15 protein-coding genes are annotated in these 20,245 nt (G+C 57.0%); 1 reads left to right on the top strand and 14 read right to left on the bottom strand.

The window, feature by feature from the left end:
* Positions 1 to 204: 204 nt before the first annotated feature.
* Positions 205 to 1,341 carry a polysaccharide biosynthesis/export family protein gene (locus CPJ18_RS17090; protein ID WP_103659469.1) on the top strand — a complete coding sequence of 379 codons (1,137 nt, stop codon included), beginning with the start codon at positions 205 to 207 and terminating at the stop codon, positions 1,339 to 1,341.
* A gap of 38 nt (positions 1,342 to 1,379) precedes the next feature.
* Here the strand turns inward: CPJ18_RS17090 and CPJ18_RS17085 are convergent, their stop codons facing one another.
* The 14 genes from CPJ18_RS17085 to tssA all read right to left on the bottom strand — a co-directional run bounded on the left by CPJ18_RS17085 (position 1,380) and on the right by tssA (position 20,056).
* The gene (locus CPJ18_RS17085; protein WP_153366547.1) at positions 1,380 to 2,240 is read right to left on the bottom strand and encodes a protein kinase domain-containing protein; all 861 of its coding nucleotides are present in this window, start codon (positions 2,238 to 2,240) and stop codon (positions 1,380 to 1,382) included.
* Positions 2,227 to 3,654 carry a type VI secretion system-associated protein TagF gene (gene tagF, locus CPJ18_RS17080; RefSeq protein ID WP_103659468.1) on the bottom strand — a complete coding sequence of 476 codons (1,428 nt, stop codon included), beginning with the start codon at positions 3,652 to 3,654 and terminating at the stop codon, positions 2,227 to 2,229. The genes CPJ18_RS17085 and tagF overlap by 14 nt, the downstream gene beginning before the upstream one ends.
* Positions 3,655 to 3,736: 82 nt before the next feature.
* Positions 3,737 to 7,228: a type VI secretion system membrane subunit TssM gene (tssM, locus tag CPJ18_RS17075; RefSeq protein ID WP_103659467.1), complete on the bottom strand. Its 3,492-nt coding sequence runs from the start codon at positions 7,226 to 7,228 to the stop codon at positions 3,737 to 3,739.
* Positions 7,225 to 8,736: a type VI secretion system protein TssL, long form gene (gene tssL, locus CPJ18_RS17070; RefSeq protein WP_103659466.1), complete on the bottom strand. Its 1,512-nt coding sequence runs from the start codon at positions 8,734 to 8,736 to the stop codon at positions 7,225 to 7,227. Before tssL ends, tssM begins: the two co-directional genes overlap by 4 nt.
* Positions 8,733 to 10,073, bottom strand: coding sequence for a type VI secretion system baseplate subunit TssK (gene tssK, locus CPJ18_RS17065; RefSeq protein ID WP_077105114.1), 1,341 nt, complete (start codon positions 10,071 to 10,073; stop codon positions 8,733 to 8,735). Before tssK ends, tssL begins: the two co-directional genes overlap by 4 nt.
* Positions 10,063 to 11,259, bottom strand: a complete 1,197-nt coding sequence (locus CPJ18_RS17060) for an FHA domain-containing protein (RefSeq protein ID WP_103659465.1) — start codon at positions 11,257 to 11,259, stop codon at positions 10,063 to 10,065. The genes tssK and CPJ18_RS17060 overlap by 11 nt, the downstream gene beginning before the upstream one ends.
* A gap of 10 nt (positions 11,260 to 11,269) precedes the next feature.
* Positions 11,270 to 12,274, bottom strand: a complete 1,005-nt coding sequence (gene tssG / locus CPJ18_RS17055; RefSeq protein ID WP_103659464.1) for a type VI secretion system baseplate subunit TssG — start codon at positions 12,272 to 12,274, stop codon at positions 11,270 to 11,272.
* A 9-nt stretch (positions 12,275 to 12,283) separates the two neighbouring features.
* Positions 12,284 to 14,068 carry a type VI secretion system baseplate subunit TssF gene (gene tssF, locus CPJ18_RS17050; RefSeq protein WP_103659463.1) on the bottom strand — a complete coding sequence of 595 codons (1,785 nt, stop codon included), beginning with the start codon at positions 14,066 to 14,068 and terminating at the stop codon, positions 12,284 to 12,286.
* Positions 14,061 to 14,570 (bottom strand): type VI secretion system baseplate subunit TssE, encoded by a 510-nt coding sequence (tssE, locus tag CPJ18_RS17045; RefSeq protein WP_077105110.1) that lies wholly within the window; start codon positions 14,568 to 14,570, stop codon positions 14,061 to 14,063. Before tssE ends, tssF begins: the two co-directional genes overlap by 8 nt.
* The gene (locus CPJ18_RS17040) at positions 14,563 to 15,387 is read right to left on the bottom strand and encodes a type VI secretion system accessory protein TagJ (protein ID WP_077105109.1); all 825 of its coding nucleotides are present in this window, start codon (positions 15,385 to 15,387) and stop codon (positions 14,563 to 14,565) included. Before CPJ18_RS17040 ends, tssE begins: the two co-directional genes overlap by 8 nt.
* The gene (gene tssC / locus CPJ18_RS17035; protein WP_077105108.1) at positions 15,384 to 16,778 is read right to left on the bottom strand and encodes a type VI secretion system contractile sheath large subunit; all 1,395 of its coding nucleotides are present in this window, start codon (positions 16,776 to 16,778) and stop codon (positions 15,384 to 15,386) included. Before tssC (CPJ18_RS17035) ends, CPJ18_RS17040 begins: the two co-directional genes overlap by 4 nt.
* 58 nt (positions 16,779 to 16,836) lie before the next feature.
* Entirely contained in the window at positions 16,837 to 18,318 is a 1,482-nt protein-coding gene (tssC, locus tag CPJ18_RS17030; protein WP_077105107.1) for a type VI secretion system contractile sheath large subunit, read from the bottom strand.
* Between the two features lie 103 nt (positions 18,319 to 18,421).
* Positions 18,422 to 18,931, bottom strand: a complete 510-nt coding sequence (gene tssB, locus CPJ18_RS17025) for a type VI secretion system contractile sheath small subunit (RefSeq protein ID WP_077105106.1) — start codon at positions 18,929 to 18,931, stop codon at positions 18,422 to 18,424.
* Between the two features lie 66 nt (positions 18,932 to 18,997).
* A complete protein-coding gene (gene tssA, locus CPJ18_RS17020; protein WP_245445429.1) occupies positions 18,998 to 20,056 on the bottom strand; it encodes a type VI secretion system protein TssA in 1,059 nt (352 codons plus the stop codon).
* Positions 20,057 to 20,245 lie beyond the last annotated feature (189 nt).

Here is a 20,245-nt window from a genome sequence, read left to right as displayed (position 1 = left end):
TAGCTCGTCAGTCGGCAACAGTTGACGCCTTCATCGCATGGGCATAGAAAAATTCAACGCATCACGTAACGTCACTGGTTGCCAAATGGACACAGAGGCTGTGTTACAGCGCGCATGTTTTTCAATTTTCAGCTTCAAAGTTATTGCCAGTTAACGGCTTGATGCTATTCCTGCGTGTAGGTGATTCTATTGCGGGGAAATGGAATGAAGAAGGTCGTGTCCGTACTCCTTTTGGCTTTGTTGAGCGGTTGTGCGAAGCCCTCCGACGGTCCGACTGCTGGCAATATCAGGTCAGCAACGCTTCCCCACACCAATGAAAAAATCCGCGTTATAGAGTTGGCTAACGCGCCAGCCACGCCAATGTCTTCGTCTTTGATTGAAAGTTCGACCGGTCCGGGTCTCACTGCTCTGCGTAATACTGGCTATAACGCACAACGCCTGCGTCGCGGCGACGTTATCGACATCACTGTACTTGATACCGGCGAAGATGGACTTTTCTCGTCCACTCAGAGCAAGACGCTCAATCTTGGACGCTTCACGGTTGATCAAGGTGGCAGCGTCAATCTGCCCTTTATCGGCAAAAAGCGCGTGATCGACTCGACGCCGGAGGGCTTGCAGTCGCAGGTCGTGACCGGTCTCAAGGGCTCTGCGGTCAATCCTCAAGCGGTTGTTACGGTTGTGGAGAAGCCGACAAGTGCGGTTATGCTGAGTGGCGCTGTCAAGACGCCCGGCAAGCTTGCCTTGACTGCCCGCCAGGAACGGGTTCTCGATGCGATCAACCAGTCTGGCGGCCCGACTGTAGCGCCGGGTGCTGCGCAGGTGACCGTTGTGCGTGGCACACAGCGCGCCAGCGCGTCTCTCGACCGTATCATGCGCGAGGATCGCCAGAATATTCGCTTGTCGCCTGACGACCAGATCATGATCGATGGTGATGCGTCGAGCTTCACCGCACTTGGCGCATTCAAGAGCGCTGGCGAATTCCAATTCGAAACCGGCAAGATGACACTCGCCCAGGCCGTTGGTCGTTCCGGCGGTCTGCTGGATGATCGCGCTGACGCCCGCAATGTCTACGTCTTCCGCAACGAGGTCGTTAACGTACCGACGAAATCGCCGTCCGGCTCCAAGGATCCGGTGGCTTTCGTACCGACCATGAAGCCGGTGATCTACCACGTCAATATGCGCGATGCGTCCAGCATCGCCTTGATGCAGCTCTTCCAAATGCAAAAGGGCGATGTTCTCTATGCAAGCAACGCACCGCTGGTGGATTCGGCAAAGCTGTTGACTGTTTTCCAGAAGAGCGTGCCAACGGCCGCTGCGCCTCAGCCTGGCGGTTCCAACTGATATCGAATGAGGCGACGTTCACATAGCGCCGCTTCCGCCTAGAGAAAAAGAGCCGCGTCTTCAGCAGATTGAGGGCGCTTCGATGCGTCCTCCGCGGTGCATAGCTGCGCAAATCTGACCAGCTTTTCATGTTCGTCTGAACCCGTGGCACTCAGCAGTCGCTGCGCAAGCTTACCGACTGAATAAATGTCATAAAGCGGATGTGCTGCAGCCGAGCCAGCCATTTGCTCCGCTGGCGAAAATTCCGGCGAACCTGCATAGTCGATACCATGCATGCTGTAGTGTTCGCCGGTTTTTAGCGTGATGCTGAAATCCGCGAGCCTCGCCTTTTCCAGATTTCCATCAGGGAGCAGGATGTTTGCAGCCGTGATATCGCCATGGACATAATCCTTGGCATGGAGAGCGGCGACAGCCCCAAGAACCCGGTCCAAAACAGTGCTGATCTCATCTCGCGTCAGTGTCCCGTCTGTTAGCACAGACGCGAGTGACACAGGTGTCCACGGTTGCAAGAGACCGGGCCGTCCATCAGGCAACCGTAGAAGTGCGGACACTTCGTGAAGGCATGGATGGCGCATGGAAAGGCCTATTTCGGCTTCTCTTCGCAGGTTCTGAACAAGAAACGCGTCATCACGCGCTTTCTCCGGGACCGTCTTAAGAGCGAATGATGTGCGCAGGTCGCGATGTGTTACCTGCAAAATCTGCGTGCTTTCCGTCTCATAGGCCACGGCCTCGAGCGTGAAACTGTTCTCGATGAAAACAGGATTTTGCTGAGACAATGCGGACGCCTTGCGATCGAGCGCGTCACGAATACGATCTATGACGTCATCAGGTCTTTCAGACTGTCGTATCGCAGCCAACAAATCGGCAAAATGCTTGGCAACATCGTTAGCGTTGCTCAAGCCGATTTCCGATCACGATGGCGCTGATATTGTCCCGGATGTTTTCGATCAGTGCTTCCTGCACCAGCGCGTTGGCGCAATCGTTGATCGGCGTTTCCTGCAGAATTTCCGCAACGACGCGCTCTTTCAACGCCTGCATCAGCGGGAAACTGCATAGCAATAGGCGGTCATGTAAGCCCCATTCTTCGCCAAAGGCATCGGGGCGGAATTGCTGGGAAAGGCCCAGGCATTGTGACAGCTGCTTTTTCATGCCGACGATGACATGATCGCGCGACAACATGTGCATGGTGCCGTCACGCAGCAGATAGGCGCGCGCATCGCCCGACCATAAGACGGTCAGCGTCTTCTCGACCAAAGATGCCACAACGACGCTCGCCATCGGCCTTTGCGCGTCCGTCCCGAACTGGCGCGAAAGCAGCAGGCTGTTGACCGTTCCGAGTTTGCCTTTGATATCCTGAGTGACAAATTCGGCCTGATCGTTGCTGGCAACGTCGGTCAACGCATTCGTCGTCAGCCGTGCAGCCTCAACCGCTGCATTGCCGTCTCCCACACCATCGGCAATCGCGAAGAGAGCAGGGCTCTTGGACACGAACAGTGCATCCGCATTGACGCTGAGGCGTGTTCCCGGATGGGTGGCGTAACTGTAGATGAGCGGAGCGGCGGGGGCCTCTTGCGGCGGTGGTTTCGGCGCGGCAGCAGGCTTTGGCTGGGCTGCGGGCTTGATGTCGGCAGCGACCTTTTGAGCGGGCTTCGGGCTCGACGGTGCATCTCCTTCATCTGTAGATGTCTGATCACGAAAGAGCCGCACGAAATCCGTCGCCGCCGGCTTGCCTTCGAATTTCATTCCGCGGGCACGGCGGGTGTCAGCATCGATGTACCACCACAGGCTTATGGGTTCGCCTGAACGGGTCGAAAACTGTACGTCTTCATCCTCGCCCTTTGGTTTGGGCATGCGCAATCGTTTGACCGACGTCGTAAAACGCTGCATGTCGAATTCTGATGTCATGGAGGTTTCAGCTACCGCTTCTGCGGCCATGAACCACGTATCATCAAGATAGAGCGTCCTTGGGTGCTGGTTGAAGTGTGCCAGTTGAGCTAGCACGACCAGTGGATATCTACGGCCAACCCTGTCACGGCTGGGCAAGAGTACACCCGCATAGGCGTTGCGGCCCCAAATTCCGCGCTCGGTTATGAAGCGCAAGGGAGGGGATGTCGAAAACACGGAATTCCAACGCGACGCAAAAACATCGGCACAAGCGTGCATGCCGGCTTGAATCCAGCCGTCAAGAGCGCCGATGAGATCGCGGTCCATACCCTCGGAAATGAAATCCCCGTGGCTCTGGATCTTCCCGAAAAAGCCGATCCGATCGCTTTCGACTGCGGCTTTGACGGGGGTACTGACTTGCTTTGCCATCAGTCAGACAAGGCGGCTCTGCGGTGCCGGTGCATTTTCGTTGTCATCATCCCCTCCGTTAAACGCGACATTGATCTGTCACTCAGAATTGAGCCGGGCAGGTGAAGTTCGCAAGCGCATCCAGTCTGAACGGATTGAGCACCGAACCAAACTGAATATCGAACTCTGCCACTTGGCCGCTATTTTCAAACCTAGCTCTTAACAAATCGCCTGCCTGATTATCGATTTTTGCATCATCGAACAGGCGGAATGGCGACCAGTCGCCGTTTTCTGTTTTCGCCTGCTGCCAGCCACCGGGCTGGAAAGCGATGCGCGAAAGATTGGCGGAATTGCTCTCAGATGGCCATGTGATGGATTTCGCCTGCACCGGACCGTGATAATAAACGACCCGCTCGCCTTCGATTTCCAGCATGACGGCACTGGATGCGTCCGTCAGCGACACCGGCTTCACGTTGATCGATACAGCCGGCACTTCGCTTCCATTGGGAAAGAACGCGCGTAAAATTTTGTCGGCATTCTCGAATTGGGCAATGGCATCGCTCGGTATGCCAGTTGCGCCAAACGTGCCCTTCCAGCCCCATGGATTTGTCGTCTTGTCGACGAAGGGTTCCATGCGCTGCTTGAAGAACGTCTGGAAAGTGCCCTTCGGTCCGAAAAGCCGGGTGAAATCGGCCATCGCAACATCTCTTGGAGATGCCCTATCAAACGGATAACGTCCTGAAACGATGGAAGAGCAAAGCGATGCTCCCTCCGCCGCCCAGAGATCGGCAATCCGGCCACGTGCGGATTTCACCGCCAGCGAACCGACGTCGGCCGCAAGTCCGGCAACCCAAACGTCAAGCGGTGCCGGAAGCTGACGCGCCTCCTGCAACAGATCCTGATTGGCTTTCGTCAACTGACTGTCCACATCGAACACCTTTGCCACCTCGTCGGATGTGGTGGAGGAGCGTGCCAGTTGCTCGTGCAAAGCCTTGATATCGGCAAGTAGCTGTTCCGATGGCGAACCTGCTTCCTTGCCACCATTCGCGCCGTTGCTGTTTGCCTGTTCGGATGAACCAGACCCTTTCGCTGCCAGCATTTCGCGAAGCCGCGCGTAGGGATCAGCCGCATCGACGGTTGCAGACAGGATCGCTGCCGTGTTGTCACCGTCGGCGGTCGATGCCAAGGTTGTCAAGCTCGCTCCCGCATTGGGACGCAAGTCGGTGGCATCGGCGATGGACTTGGCGGCTTCGATGATGATGTTGCGATCATTTGCCAGAATTCGCGTTGTCTCCACCGCATCACCAAGGCTCTGCGAAGGCTTGATGCGCACATCGGTCAGAAGGTCGTTCCAGCGTTTTTCAAAGCGGTCGAAATATATCTGGAGAGCGGCCTGCGCCACAGTTTCTACCGTCGCGCCACGAATTGCGTCATCCGAACCACGCACCCAGGCTTCAGACAGCGCAACCCTTGAAGCATAGGAGACTTGCGGGATGACGACGCCGCGATAACCGTTAGCGGTAAACAGCCCTTCGATCCCATCCACCAGCGGTGCCTTGCTTTCACGTTCCACGGCACGTTCGCCCAGCGGGCCGAAAGCAGCAGACGGGCTCCAGTTCGGAAGCTCGCGTGCCTGCGGAAGGCCAGCGAGAATATCATAGGCACGCGCGCCGATTGCCTGGCCACGGATGGTGTCGCGCGCTTTGGAAATCAGTCTGGCATCGAGTTCGATCGGGGCGAGAACACCACCGGCCAAGGCACGAGCATGACGATTGAGCGCGTCACGGGCCGCAGCCCTGCCATCTCCGGGATAGAGAGACGCGAACATGTCCCTCGATTGCACGGTCATGAAATCGCGATCAAGGTTACCGAGACCCCCAAGCATGCCGTACAACTTCAGGGAATTGAACGTGCGCGTGACATCGCTCTCGTCTTGAAGCTGCTTTTGTAATTGCACGATCATGCGCGGCAGGAGCAGTGCGTTTAACGCCCGCTGATAGGCATCGCGCTGTCGGCCAGCGATTTTCTCTTCCTGATCAAGCCCGAAACCAACATTCCACACGCGGTCTTTCGCAAAGCCGGAATTGACTTCGCGCAGGTTATCGAGAGCCGGCAGAATGCGCAGGAAGTCTGCGTCCGATACGTTTCGGACTTGAATGCCCTGAACCAGCTGCTGGTAAGCATTCAGTTTACGGTCCGCTTCAGCCAGCGCCTGCGTGTTGGAGAAATAGGTCAGGATCCAGCCGGTAAAGACGATTGCGACCACAGCCACGGACAAGCCATACGCTATGCGCCGGACCAGAAGCTGCCTGCCGGACAGGCGTTTGTCACGCATGACGAGCGCCGCTTCCGGAAAAATGACCTCCTTGAACAGACGCACCAGGAAGTAGCTGCGGTGGGCGCGCGGGGCAGTCGTGCCCGCTTCCGCTTGCGTACCGGACGCAAAGTACACGCCACGAAGCAACGGCGCTTCGATCAGCGGCGAGCTCGCGCACAGCTCGCTCAATGCTTCATGCAAGCGGTCCTTGAGCTTGGACAGCTCTGCTGGGAAGCGGAAGATGCGCCCCCGTATTTCGGCATTCTGTTCCTGCTGCAAACGCTCGATCAGCATCGCGTCGACACGCTGTTGCAACAGCTCGAATTCTTCGAGAAAACGCTGCGGCAGATCCTGTGCGGAATAGCTTTCGTCCAGCTTAAATGTCGTACCCCAGACCTGATGACGATCCGTTTTGTTGAAGCCATCGAAAAACTCGATGAAGCCATCCAGAAGGTCGGCCTTTGTCAGCACGACATAAACAGGCACGCGGGCGTGTAGATATTCGTCCAGTTCCGATAGCCTCTGGCGGATGGAGCGAAGCTCCTGACGTTGCTCTTCCGGGTCACGCGTCAAAAGGTCGTGGATGGACAGGGTTACGAGCGCACCGTTGATCGGCTGGGAGCGACGATAGCGCCGCAGAAGGTTGAGAAAGCCTTCCCAGCCTGCCTTGGACGAGCCGTCGAGGTCGTCCTGTGTCGTGTATCGGCCTGCGGTATCGATGAGAATCGCCTCATCGGTGAACCACCAATTGCAGTTTCGCGTTCCTCCAATGCCCTTCACGGCACTTTCGCCAAGCGCATCACCCAGAGGAAATTGCAGGCCGGAATTGGTAAGTGCCGTGGTTTTACCGGAACCGGGAGCGCCGAAGATCACATACCAGGGCAGATCGTAGATATAGCCGAACCGCTTCTTTGTGACGCGGCGCAAGAGTGCAAGCGCTTCTTTCAGCCGGGTTTGTATCTCGCCGACTTCGGCATTTCGGTTGTTCAGCGCTTCCTGCTCGATGCTATCGACAAGTTCCTTGTCCTGCTTGCGGGCGCGGTAGGCCGTAATGACGATATAGACCACCCAGATCAGCAATATGATGCCGATGGCAATCAGGCGCGCCTGCGTCGTGCCGAAAGGTTTGAACGTACCGAAGGCGACCAGATATCCGTAAAACCAGATGACGACGCAAAGTGCGACCGCCCACAGCAACGAAATGAACCGCCTGCCGATGAGGGCCGCGTAGCTATCGACATATGACCGGATCGTATAAAAATAACTCAGCGGATTCATTGCTGGGCCTCACCTGGTTGCTGTCCGGTTGTCGTTGTTATCGCGGGGGAAAGAATGCCCGCTTCGCTGAGTTGCTCGCCGGGATTGGTCAGCACCATGATCTCTGTTCTGCGGTTCTTCTCCCGACCTTCCGCCGTATTGTTATCGGCAATTGGATCGCTGTCGGCGCGGCCCTCGGTCAGGATGGCTTCGGGGCCGGTGAAGGTGGAGAGAATATCGCCCACCGCCTTCGCCCGGGCTTCCGAAAGATGCCAGTTCGACGGGAACTGGATGGTCTTGATCGGCACATTGTCCGTATAGCCGATAACCACCGCTCGGAATTTGTCGGCAGCAAGTGCGCCGCCAATACGCTGGATGAGATCGCGGAATTGCGGGCTGACATCGGCGCTGCCGACACTGAACAGACCGGAATTGTTGATACGCACGCGAAGACGGCCGTTCACATTCGCCAGCGTCACCAGATTTTTCTGAACTTCCGGCTGGAGGAACGCCATCAGATTATCCAGCCGCGTCGGTTTCGGCAGCTCAACGATCCTTGGTGGCTCCACTTTCGGCTCTTCGGCTTTGACCGGCGGTGTTTCCGGTGGGGCGGGCGGCGTTGTGATTAGCACACTCGGCGTGTCGGTGGGAGGCAACGATGCCAGCCGCTCAAATGTGGTATCGGATGCGCTGTTCAAAGACAGGGTGAAGAACAGGTAGCCGAAGGCAAAGGCCAGTGCGATCAGTGACAGCAGGGTCCAAAGCGCCGCCATGGTGCGCAACGGCGTGTGCCGCGCCTCGACACCCTGCCAGTGCGGAGACAACTCACGCTCGAATACGCCATATTGGCCGATCAGCGTCTTATAGAGACTGTCACGGATGCGGGAAAGCTCCAGCGCGCCTTTGGCGGAGACGCGTGTGCGTCCTTCGAATGCCAGTGAAAGGCAGAGATAAAGCAGCAGCAGAAGATCTTTGTTGGCACCCGGAGACTGGTGGAAATGGTCGAGAATATCGAATACGCGATCACCGCCGGTGACATCATTGTGGAAGGTAGAGACGAGCCCGGAGCGGGCCCAGCCGGCGCGCACGCCCCAGGGCTTGCTCAAGATGACATCGTCAACGGTGGCGCAGACCACATAATGGGCGGCTCTGGCGCGTTCGGGGCTGATGCGGGCGGAACCTAGGTCGCGCTCGTATCGCGTGATGGCTTCCATGCAGGCGCGCCGCAAATGCTCCGGGTCCGGCTCGGCATCGCTGAAGCGCAACACATGCGCGAGGTTCAGCAGAGGCGCTGCCGACTGCACCAGTGTCGGCACCTCTTCGCCGCCGAAGCGGAAATTGGAGAGCAGCGCGTCGATCGGTAGCGAATTGTCGCTGCGTCCTGTGCGGGCTGGCACGACATCTGTCTCGATGATGTCATCGAGAATGGCCGCCATGTTGCGAGCGTTTTTGTTTCGAAGGCGGCTTTCGTCGGTGATCTCAACCACCGTCGGTAAATCCTGCCATGAAGAGGGCTTGTCGTTGCTCATTCGCGTAATGCCCACATTTCCATCTCAAGGCCGGGGAATTCACCCGCGAGATGCAGCGCGATGGCGCCAGAGGTTTCAAGCTGCTTCCAAAGAGGTGACTTGGTATCGATCTCGAAATAAATCGTGCCGGAGCGATAAGGGAGTTGGCGCGGAAGGACCGGCAGCGACCGCACGGGAATGCCCGGCAGTGCCACGTTGACCAATTCGGAAATACGCTCCACCGGGCCCACCTTGATCTGGGCTGGCAGCTTGCGGCGAATATCCTCGGCAGACATATCGGCGCGTACGGCCAGAACGAAGCCGGAGTCGCGCAGCAGCGTGCGGTCGTGAATGGTGCCGACACGCACACCGTGTCTGCGCTCCACCAGTTCGATGGCAACAGCCGCCTGTTCCAGAACGGCGGAAAGCGACGTTCGCAGATCATCGAACACGGCGGCAAAGCTCGCCTTCAGATCGTCATGGCGATAGGGCGGAAAATCCGTCGCGCGCTTTTTATCCGTGGTGAATGTGGCAAGTTCACCGGCCAGTTGAATGCAGTCCTCGTAGAACCGGATGGGGTGAAACCGCGTGGCATTGGCGGAAAGGTGAGCCAGCAGCGGATCGGCACGATTGAGAATTTGCAGCAGAAAATAATCGCCGACTTCTGCGGTGCCGCGAATGGTCGGATCACCTATACGTTCGGAGATTGCCTGTGCTCGATGCCGGACGATACCGAGGAGTTCTGTCAGCAATTCAGAGAGGCGCGATGAGGCTGCGCAGTTGAGGATCGGCGGAATGAAATCCGGATCGAGAATGACCGCGCGGTCAGAGCGCACCTCGATGACCCGCGCCAAGCCGATGAGGTCATAGCCAGAAAGATCGTCGCCGGTTTTGAGGAATTTGAGGCTCAAGCGCCCGACATCGATAGGGGCTATGAAATCCGTATCGACATTGGCATCTGATACTTCGTATGTGGTGGCCACGACGCGCACGCTGTTGCTATCGGCCTTGGCACCGCTGGACATATCGGCCTTGCCTGGCTGACGGGCTGGAAGCGCCAGATAGACGATTGCGTTCTTGACGCCTTCATCCAGATCCAGCGGCGGCGGTAGATCAGAATCCTCAGGCGCTTCGAACGGCGTTCCATCGGGCAATATGCCTCGCAGGTTCGAAAGCGCAAACTGCCCGATAGCCAGTGCGCTTCGATCGATGCCGATTTCCGCTACACCCCAGGGATAGGGCGAAAGGTTGCGCGTAGTATTGCGGACCAGTCGCTCCGTCCAACGGTCCGATTGCTGAAAATGTTGAACGCGAAGGAACATGCCTTCGCTCCAGGCAACCCGGTTTTCATGCCTCATTTTGTCTGCTTACCCCCTTGGTATTTGGTTGAAGCGCTTCATCAGGCGCAGCCTCGCCCCGTGCTGCGCGCTGAAGAAACTCTCTGACCGGCATTTGACGGCCATCTTCTTCGAAGTTCTTTTTGAAAGTAGACCAGTAATCGGTCCTCTGGATCAGAGCCCGCCATTCCTTGTGTGCAATCTTGTCGCGCCAGTCGTTTTGGGCGTCAGCCTTGGCTTCGATCAATCGCGGCTCGAGTTTTTGCGTACAGGTTCGGATCAGAATTTCCAGAGACGAGGCCAGCAGCCTTTGCTGGCGAATAAGGCCTTCGAGCCGTGCCCGTGGCGATGTCTCATGGGTCTCAGCGCCGATGGCCGTCTGGTCGATGTCGAGGATGGAAAGACATTCGGCGCTTTCCTTTTCCATCTGAACCAGAAGGTCATCGATAGGGTCGCTCGTGACAGGCACAGCTGCGGCTGTCGGCTCAATCTCCGTCTCCTCGTCGTCCCCACCCATGAAGACCGCGTCGAAATCCTCGACGGGTACTTTCTTTTTTGGTCGTGAGACCAGTACCGGAATGTTCATGGCATCGGTGTGCTCGTGCTTGGAGCTTTCCACCGGCTCTTCGTTCCAGTCATTGGGCAAAACAGTGCCGACACCTGCAGTCGAAGGAGGGGCATTCCAGCCGACCTCGACATTGCGGGAAATGGACTTGGTTTTCTTGCCGGTCAGGTCGGGTGCCGTGTCCGGCCAATCGTCGTTGGAGGCACCACCGGCAATGACGCCCCGTGCCGAGCGGCCATTTGGCGCGATGTCCGCCAGAATGGCCGATATCGTCATATGCTCGTCGCTGACGCGGAGCGAACTTTCAGGATCACCATATTCCAGTTCGGCCTCGCCGCTGATGATGACGTCGAATGTCTGTCCGCCGATGCCGATCTGTGAGCCGTTTTGCAGGCGAACGGTTTCACCTTCCAGCAAGAGACGACCATCGACCTGCGTGCCGTTCGCGCTCTGGTCGGTGATGGAGAACCCCTCGCGGTCGCAGCTCAGTGTGCAATGCTGCTTGGAAACCCGGCGCGCATCGTCATTGACCTGCCAGTCGCAATCGGTGGAACGTCCTATCACACGTCTGCCCTGCTCGAAGCTCCACAGGGTGGGCGTTGCACTTCCGTTAACCTGTTTTTCTTTCAGAACAAGTTTCATGATGTCATCCTCACGCTGAAAGTGCCGAGCCTTCGCGCTCGGTTACGATTGCGTCGGTGCTGTCTTTTGCCGCTGGGGCAAGGCGGGCCCAGCTGTTCCACCCCAGCCGTGCCGGTGCATCTGCCTGACCCAGCTGGCAGAAAGGCACATCCTCTTTTTTCAAAATGACTTGAATGTCGAACTCGAAAGCACTGCCGACAAAAAGCCGTGTGACGGCGAAGATTTCCGCAAGCCGCTTCGAGCCGGGTGTCAAAGCCAGATAATCCGCATAGCCGACAGGGCCAAGGACTATGCGGAAGCCGCCGCTGAAATCTTCGATGGCACTTCCAGCCGTGACGTTTTGCCCAAGCCGCAAACCGCCGGGCTGCCCCATCCTGCTTTGCTCGTGCAGCGGAAGTGGCACCCAGCGTCTGCGAAATTGCTCGATGGTGACATCGAGCCCTGTGAATTCACGTAGCATCGACGTCAGGGCCGTTGCGTTGCGGTTGCGATTTGCCAGCAAACCGCTGAAACGCAGCAATACGTCTTCCTTGACGCCCACCTTCGCGCTGAGACCCGTAGTGCCGAAGCCGGTCAGCGAAAGCAGTGTTTTGCGAAAGGCGTTGTTTTCAGGGTTCGGGGTCCAGCGCAGTTCGCGCGCCAGCCGGTATTTTTCTGTCGCAGAGACGAAAAGTTCGCTGAAGCGAGCCGCGAACAGATTGAAGAAGCTGGTCAACGCCTTGGAACGATTGCGTTCTTCGCGCTGCCGCAATTCACTATAACTCGGCGGCAATGAACCAAGCGGACCGATGATAGGTGCGAATGCGGAGCGCAGTTCCGCTTTGCCATTCTTGCTGCGGTAGCCGCTGATCGCAACGGGCGTCGGGCGCGCGCCGTTGTGAGAACCAATGGTCAATTCATCCTGCTGGACAAGATGCTGCGCTACACGAAATGCTGTCGCAGGATCGAAGCTGCCGGGATCGTTTGCCAGCAGTTCTGCCTGTTTTTCACGCATGTCGATGGCTTGAGGCTGCATCGCGAACTCCTATAGCAACGGGCGGTCTGCCGCACGGGCAGGCCACCGGGCAAGAGGTTCGGATTGGCCGCGCATGGTTGCGGTCAGGCGGGTAAAGCTGTTGATCGACGTGTAGAGGCCGAAGAAATGGTTCAGCACGCTCGCGAATACGAACGCTGCGGCTCGGTCTATCAAGGCAGGGTCGAACTCTAGGGTGATGTCTGTCCCCGGCACCATCGCTGAGCCAATTCTGGCATGTGAGTTGCGCGCTTCGACCGAAGTGATGGCCTCCACCAGTTGGCGGGTCTCTGGCGTATCTCTGAAGGCATAAAGGGAGAGAATGTCCTTCAGCGGGGCGCCGCCATTGTCGAACAGCGACAGATGGTTGAGGAGAAGATGCGAGACCAGCCGCCATTCGCGCGCAGAACGCTCGTTCATTCGAACGGCTGCTGTTGGCGGCATCAACGCATGAACGGAATTAACCGCCTCATTTCCTGCTGCGAGTTGCAGGAAAGGATGCCCGCCGCCGAATGGCAATTGGCTGGGCAGTTCTCGATTGATGCACAGCGTGCTGACGCTGGCCACGACATCAAGCGGACCCAGCGGCCCACGCTGCTGATCGACAAAAGCGATGTCGGTATCGGACGAGCCGTCATCATCGTCGAAGCGGCGATAGCTTTGCCAAAATACGTTGGATCCATTGCTTCTTTGCGTGCGACCGAAGAATGGCGACGTCTTTTCGATCTGGCCTGTGCGGCTCGTCAGTTCCACATCTTCGACGCCGTAGATTTCCCGCGTCCTCTGACGCCGGGCGTCGGGCAGCAGGCGATATTCCGTCCGTGTGCCATCGAGGCTCAAGGGCTCGCAGCTTTGCTTGAACAGGTTGATGACGGGCGATGCGTTAAGCACGAAATCCTTGGCGGAAACCATACGCTCAAGCCGCGTTTCTGCGGCGTCGAGGTAGATGTAAAGCTCGCAATCTCCACCGCTCCATTGGTCGAGGCCTTCGATATCCAGAAACAGAAACTTCTGCGGCAGCGCGAAGAACTCCGTCAGCAGCCGGTATCCGTCGAAGCTGTTGGCGGGGTAGGGCAGCATCGCCTGATCTCGGGCAAAGCCTGAGGGTTTGAGATTGGCCGCGGGTAAGAAGATGGCATTGCGGTCTTCGGAATGCTGAGCAAGCGATATCCCGACGCAATGGTTCGCCAGAAGTTCATAGAGCGCCGTCGCCTGCTGCCATGCCGATGAAATGAATATCTGTAACGATGTCAGTCCTATCTCGCGAAATGTTGCGGGACGAGGTGAGGTGGTGCGCAATGACAGTTTCAGGCAACTTGCAGCGCCCGCCGATGACGCGAAAAAAGGCGCGTCGATGGGCTGGCTGACAAGTGACGCTGCCGTAATCTCCAAAGGGACGATGTCAATACTTTGCGTAGTGCGGAATTTGCAGCTTTCGCCGCCGATAGGCTCAGCCAGAATTTCGCTGTGCCGTGGCAGCGCCTGTACCGTCGTCAGTGCCGGGCTGGGGGCAAAATGAACGACGCTCATGGATGGCAGCGGTGCGAGATAATGCGGATAGAGCGTTTCCAGCAGGCTATCGGAGAGCTCCGGGAACTCGTCATCCAGCTTCTGGCGCACGCGCGCTGCGGAGTATGCAAAGCTCTGTATCAGCCGCTCGACATGGGGGTCGTCGGCGACCTCGCCCGTCATCCGTAACCGGCCTGCGATCTTCGGGAACGCCGCCGCAAAACGGGACGCGCGTTTTCTCAGCGCAAAGAGCTCGTCATTGTATTTTTCGAGAAAGCCATCAGCCATTGCTTGCCTCCACCAAAAAGCGTTGGGTCGATGGGTCTATCTTGGATTCGAAGCTGATTGGCGGCATGCCTTCATGCAGACGGAACGTCGCCTGAATGCGCATACGCAACGCCCTGTCGCCATCCATCCGGTTCTTCATGATCGATACGCGCACATCGGCAAGGCGTGTCTCGAACATGGATATCCGCCGCTCTATCGTCTGGGCGAGCTTTGCCTTGGAGGCGTCTGTTACGAGATTGGCGGCGAGAATGCCGTCCACGCCATAGCTGACCAGAGCATCCGTCAACTCTTTGAAATCTGCTGGCGGCCCGGCAGGATTGCGTCGTGTGTTGAGCAGGGATTCAAGATCACGGCGAATGACTTCGCGCATCTCACGGACCTGATCTGACAGGCTCGCAGGCGGGTCGTTTTCCATATCCGGCGCATCGTCCAGCAATCGGTCCAGCACCGAGCGGGCAAGAGTTCTTTGCTTTGGGCGATATTGCTCCAGAGGATCAACCACGCGCAGTCTGCCTTTCTTCGGTACCCGCATCCGCCGAGAGGCTGGAAATTTCGTGGAACGGCACCAGATCGTCACCGATCAACAGGCAGCGCTGGCCACGCCCCGTCACCAGAGGGCCATCGTCGTTCCACAGGGTTTCGCGACCCAGCAGCAACGGCGTCGTCTTGTCCGCACCATAATAGACCGCTGGCAGCAACACCGATGCGATGGCACCATCCAATAGGGTGATCTCTGCCGAGCGGAACGCCAGATCACGCGGGCGCGTCATGGGCTCGATGACCAGCGTGTCGATCCGGCTGAAATCGATCCACAAATATTTACCGCCGTTGGTCAAAACCTCCAGCGCGTGCGGAATACGGTCGTCGAGATCACGGATATCGCCAGCCTTGCTGTCATTCAGAAGGATGGAGGTTTCGGCACGCTTCTCGTCCAGTTCCAAAAGCGCCTGCGTTGCCTCATCCGCCTTGCCGTCGCGTGCGGCAATGTTGGCTTTGATGGCGAGTTGGTCCAGTTCGGACGGGCCATGGGTGAAATCAGGCACCGCACCGGTTTCAAACCATGCTACGCGCGCCGCCATGGCACGCAGATGGTGACGGAACAGCGAAAACCCTACCGCATCCTGGGGTGCGAATGTGGCTGCCAGATTGCACTGCGCATCGGCCTTTTCGTACTCTCCGGCAAGGATCAGCAGATCGATGTACAGGTTGCGGCCTTCCTTGTCCGAAGGGGCAGTCTTGACGTGGTCCTTGGCCTTGATGATGGCTTCATCAAGTTGGTCTGCATCAAGCAGGCGGGAGATATCGTCGCGCAATGTCATGCGGGTATCCTTTGTGGCTCAGCCGGGGACCGGGCGATTGACGCCGTATGCGTGGTCGTTTCGGCAATGAGGTGGAAACTGGTGGAAACATCATCCAGCTGGAAATGCGGCTGGAGACGGACGGTGCAGGAAAAGCTGCCCGGTTTTCCGGGAATTTCGAAAACGCTGATACCGGCGGAGCGCAAGGGATAGCGTGTGCGCAACGATGCCTCCGCATCGTCATTGCCCAGAGTGTAGGACGACAGCCAGTTTTCCAGCTTTCGCTCGATGGTTATGGCATCGCTCAACTGGCCGATGTCATCGCGCATGATGACTTTGAGGTAATGTGAGAACCGCGAAGCGCAGAGTACATATTGCAGCATCGCCGCAAGCCTTGCGTTCTGCCGCGCGCTTTCCTTGGAATAATGACCGGGCGCGTGGAGCGACTGGTTGGCGTTGAAAATCGCCATGCTGGAAAGATAGGTGGTCGACACCGGTACGATGCCGAGATCGGAGAACTGCTGTTCCTGTCCCATCGTCAGCTGCATTTCCACGGGCGGCTGTGCCGATAGGCCATTGCTCTCGATGCCAAGATCGAGCGGAGGCAGTTGAGAGTGGGACAACATGCCGCCGTCCACCTCGTCCTGCGTCACGCCTCTGATATCGGCGAACCAGCCGGAGTCCGTGAAATTGCGCACCACGACAGACGCGAAAGCAAAAGCTGCATTGCCCCACAGCAGCGTCTCACCATTTTCCGCGATGTGTTCGCGAAATGGAAACGGGTCTTCGCGACGACGCGAGTATGGTTTGTGGGGCGAGCGCAGCAGAATACGTGGCGCGACCAGCCCCACGAAACGGCTATCGTCGCGGGCACGAAGTGCATTCCAGCGAAGGCGGGTCTTCTCTTGTTTCAGCCATGAGAAATCATGAACGCGGCTCAGCTCGGAGAAATCTTCCAAGCCTACGGCAGAAGGGGCCGCTGCGGCTATGAATGGGCAGAATGCGGCGGCGGCGACCATGCCGATTTGCGACAAGGTCGTAATGGAATCGATGCCCTCGAAATCCTCGGGAGAGAACGTATAGTCTCCCACCAGAAGCCCCACCGGTTCACCGCCAGGCATGCCGAATTCTCTGTTGTAAATGATCTCGAACAGATGGCTCTGGTCGAAATCCGTTGCCCGCTCCATGCTGCGCGCCAGCTCCCGCCAGCTGGCGTTCAGAAGCTTGATTTTCACTTCCGGGCAGCGGCTGGCTTCGCGCACTACCATGGCAAGCCCGCGCCATCTTGCCTCCATCGCCTGAAATTCAGGGTGGTGCAAGATGGCGTTCACTTGGCCGTTGAGAGCGTCATCGATAAGGGCGATGAGCTGGTCGGCCTGACTGCGTATGTCCGAAACGGACCTGTGCGTCATGAATGGGCTCCGGGCGGGTATGCGATGGGTGAGGGGCATTGCTGCCCCTCCATCCGGCTCAGTTCTTGGTTGGAATGCGGGCGACCATACGCAACGAGGTCGTCAGTTCTTCCATCTGCAACCAAGGGCGCATCCAGGCGACGGCGTTGTAGGCACCAGGCTTGCCGGGAATTTCCTGAACGGTCACCTTCGCGTCGCGCAGAGGGTACTTCGCACGCGATTCTTCGCCAGCCACGTCGTTGGCGTTGACGTAGTTGGAAATCCAGCGGTTCAGCCAGACTTCGCAATCGGATGCTTCCATGAAGGAGCCGATCTTGTCGCGGCCCATGACCTTCAGATAATGCGCAAAACGCGAGGTCGCCATCATATATGGCAGACGCGCAGAGACTGCAGCATTGGCCGTCGCCTCAGGGCGGTCATAAAGCTTGGGCTTGTGGGCGGTCTGCGCGCCGAAGAACACGGCATAATCTGTGTTTTTGTAGTGGCAGAGTGGCAGGAAGCCCAGCTTGCCCAGTTCGGCATCGCGACGGTCGGTGATGCCGACTTCTGTCGGGCACTTCAGATCCAGATCGCCATCATCGCTGGAGAAGACATGCATGGGAAGGTTCTCGACCTTGCCGCCATTTTCTGCACCACGAATGGCCGTGCACCAGCCGTTCTTGGCAAAGGCGTCTGTCAGCTTTGTGCCCATGACGTAGGCGGCGTTCATCCAGCAATATTCATCATGCTGCAAATCGCCGTTGGCGGAACCGCGTGTTTCGTCATAGGCGAACTCGTCAACCGGGTTCGTCTTCGGGCCGTAAGGCATACGGGCAAGCACGCGGGGCAGGGCCAGCGTGACGAAACGCGAATCGTCGCTTTCGCGGAAGCTGCGCCACTTGGCATATTCGACGGTGTCGAAAATCTTCTCGAGATCACGCGGACGAGCCAGATCGCGATAGTCTTCGAAGCCGAACATGCGCGGGCTCGCAGCCGAAATAAACGGTGCGAATGCCGCAGCGGCGATCATCGACACGCCTTGCAGAAGCTGAACATCGTCAAACGAGTTGTCGAATTCGTAGTCGCCGATGATGGCACCCATCGGCTCGCCGCCTGGGGTACCGAATTCATCTTCATAGATGGATTTGAACAGTCTGGACTGGTCGAATTCAACGGCCTTTTCGAGATCGCGTCCCACGTCACGCTTGGAAGCGTTCAGCACGCGAATCTTGAGGTTGACGCTGGTTTCCGAGTTTTTCACGAGATAATTCAGACCGCGCCATGTGCCTTCGAGCTTCGCGAACTCCGGTGCCTGCATGATGGCCGCGAGCTGGGCGGAAATCGCCTTATCGATTTCGGCAATCGCATGGTTCAGCGTTACGGTCAGGTTCCGGTCATACTTGACCGTACCCTTCAGGGCCTGATCTGTCAGCGTGCGCAGCAGGTTCTGTGCGCGGTCCGGTTCGGTCTGACGTGTCGCGGCAACCACCTTGGCCAGCAGGCCGTTTTCTTCGGTGGTCGTTGTCTGTGCCTCGTTTTTCAGCAGGCTTTCAGCGCTCATGTTTCAATCCTTCCAAATGCGGCTCTTGTCTTGTTTTGCCGCTAGAACAGGTGAAGCCCCGTGCGCCGGGGCATCTCAACGAAGCAGTCCTCAGGTTTCGAGGTCAGGTGCCCGCACTGTTTTTCTCTTTCAATTCGGATACGAGCTTTCCGAGATCGGTCTTGTTCTGGAGGATGTCTTCTAGAAGCCGCTCCAGATCTTCGGAACGATCGGCTTTCGACAACAGGTCGCGCAGTTCGTTGCGTGCATCCAGAAGCGCTTTGAGCGCTGGTACCTGCTCGACAACAGATGCGGGCAGGAAGTCGTCCATGCTCTCGAACTTCAGATTGACTTGGATATCCGTGCCATCGTCTTGAAGCGTGTTGGGGACGGCAATGTTGAGGCCAGGTGTCATGCGGCGCATGACTTCGTCGAAGTTATCCCGGTCTACCTGGACGAACTTTCGCTCGCCAAATGGTTTCAGGGGCTGTGTTGGATTACCGGAAAAATCGCCCAGAACACCAACGACGAACGGCAGTTCTTTGACCACCATCGCGCCTTCGGTTTCTACTTCGTACTTGATGTGAACGCGAGGTTTGCGAACCCGCTCCAGCTTCTCATGTACACTTGCCATTCAAACCTCCTTGATGCCGTATCGGCATTGCTGACTATAGGGAGCGTCGCATCTCCCCTGGTTTCACTATTTTCCGTTGTTCTCGCTCTCGGGCTTTATTCCAGCTGCCGTCAAAACGGCGTGGCGTGCCTGCACTTCCGGCAAAAGCTCTGCGAGCAGTTCTGAAAAATCCATGCGCCCCCTGCGGACCAGTGTTTCAATTGCCAGCGATATCGGAGAATGCGGCTCCGTCCGGCGGAAATAACGCGCAACTGTAAGAAGAGTTTCAAATGCCTGGTCACGTGAAGCGATTTCTTCTGTGCCAGATGATGATTTTTTAGGAACTTCGGGCTGTATCGATGCGGAATCACTATCCGCTATCCGTGCATTGTTTGCAACGGCAGGCTGCGCGTCGTCCCGTCCGCCCAACGTGCGAATCGCGGATGCGGCCTCGATCAGAATGTTTCGGATGTTCGAGCTGGCTGGCGCGTTGTGTCCACACCGTTCAGACAAAATCTTGGCTATGTCATCAAATGTCGAGAGACACGCATTCACATCTGCCAGATGCGAAGACATGGCTGCAATGCCCGCTTCGGAAGCGGCATTATAGAGTTCTTCCTTGCGTTTCGTTTCAGAAGATCGCTGCGCCAGCTGGAAATCCCACAGCGTATGTTCGCCAAACTTGCCACCCGGAATGAGGGAGCTGAGACGCAACGGCTGTATTAGCGTTCCCTCACTTCCAATGCCGTTCAATCCGGCGAAAGGAGCGAATTTCTCTTCGTTGTCATCGTCACTAATTGAGTGAAGCGAGTCCCACTGGTTGCAAAATATATCATATGTCACCCGATAAACTTCCCGCAGACCGTGAAAGCCTTTTAGCCTTAGCTCTGCTTCCGCAAGCCATGCCAATATTTCAACGTCACGGCTTTCAGAATATATAATATGCAATCCGAGATTGCTGACTTCAATCCAGTTGCTGGAAACTCTTAGAACTTCTTGGGGTGAAACAGTGCGTTCTTCTGCGCGGGCTTGGTTTCTTTCATCCTTAATTCTATAGTATAGTTCACGAGTTCTTGCATTGCTTCGAATATTTTCTCCGCAATCACTTAAATATTCTATATTATGTACCGACTCTTGTGTGTCCAATGTCAGTTTATCCCTCATTAAGTATGATAGATATGTGTCAGTTACTTCCGTTACGTAAGGTTATTCACTAAACAGACTTATGAAAAATTAGGCGAAATTGTGGCGACTTGGTTTTAAACTCGTCAAATAAAAAAGCAACTTTTGCTGGACAAGTGAGTTTCATCAACCTAACTATGCCACGTCACGTTG

This window comes from Agrobacterium rosae, assembly GCF_002915175.1.
In the GTDB taxonomy this organism is placed as follows: Bacteria; Pseudomonadota; Alphaproteobacteria; order Rhizobiales; family Rhizobiaceae; genus Agrobacterium; species Agrobacterium rosae.
Note: the sequence above shows the minus strand (reverse complement) of the source record. Positions and strands in the feature narration are given on the sequence as shown.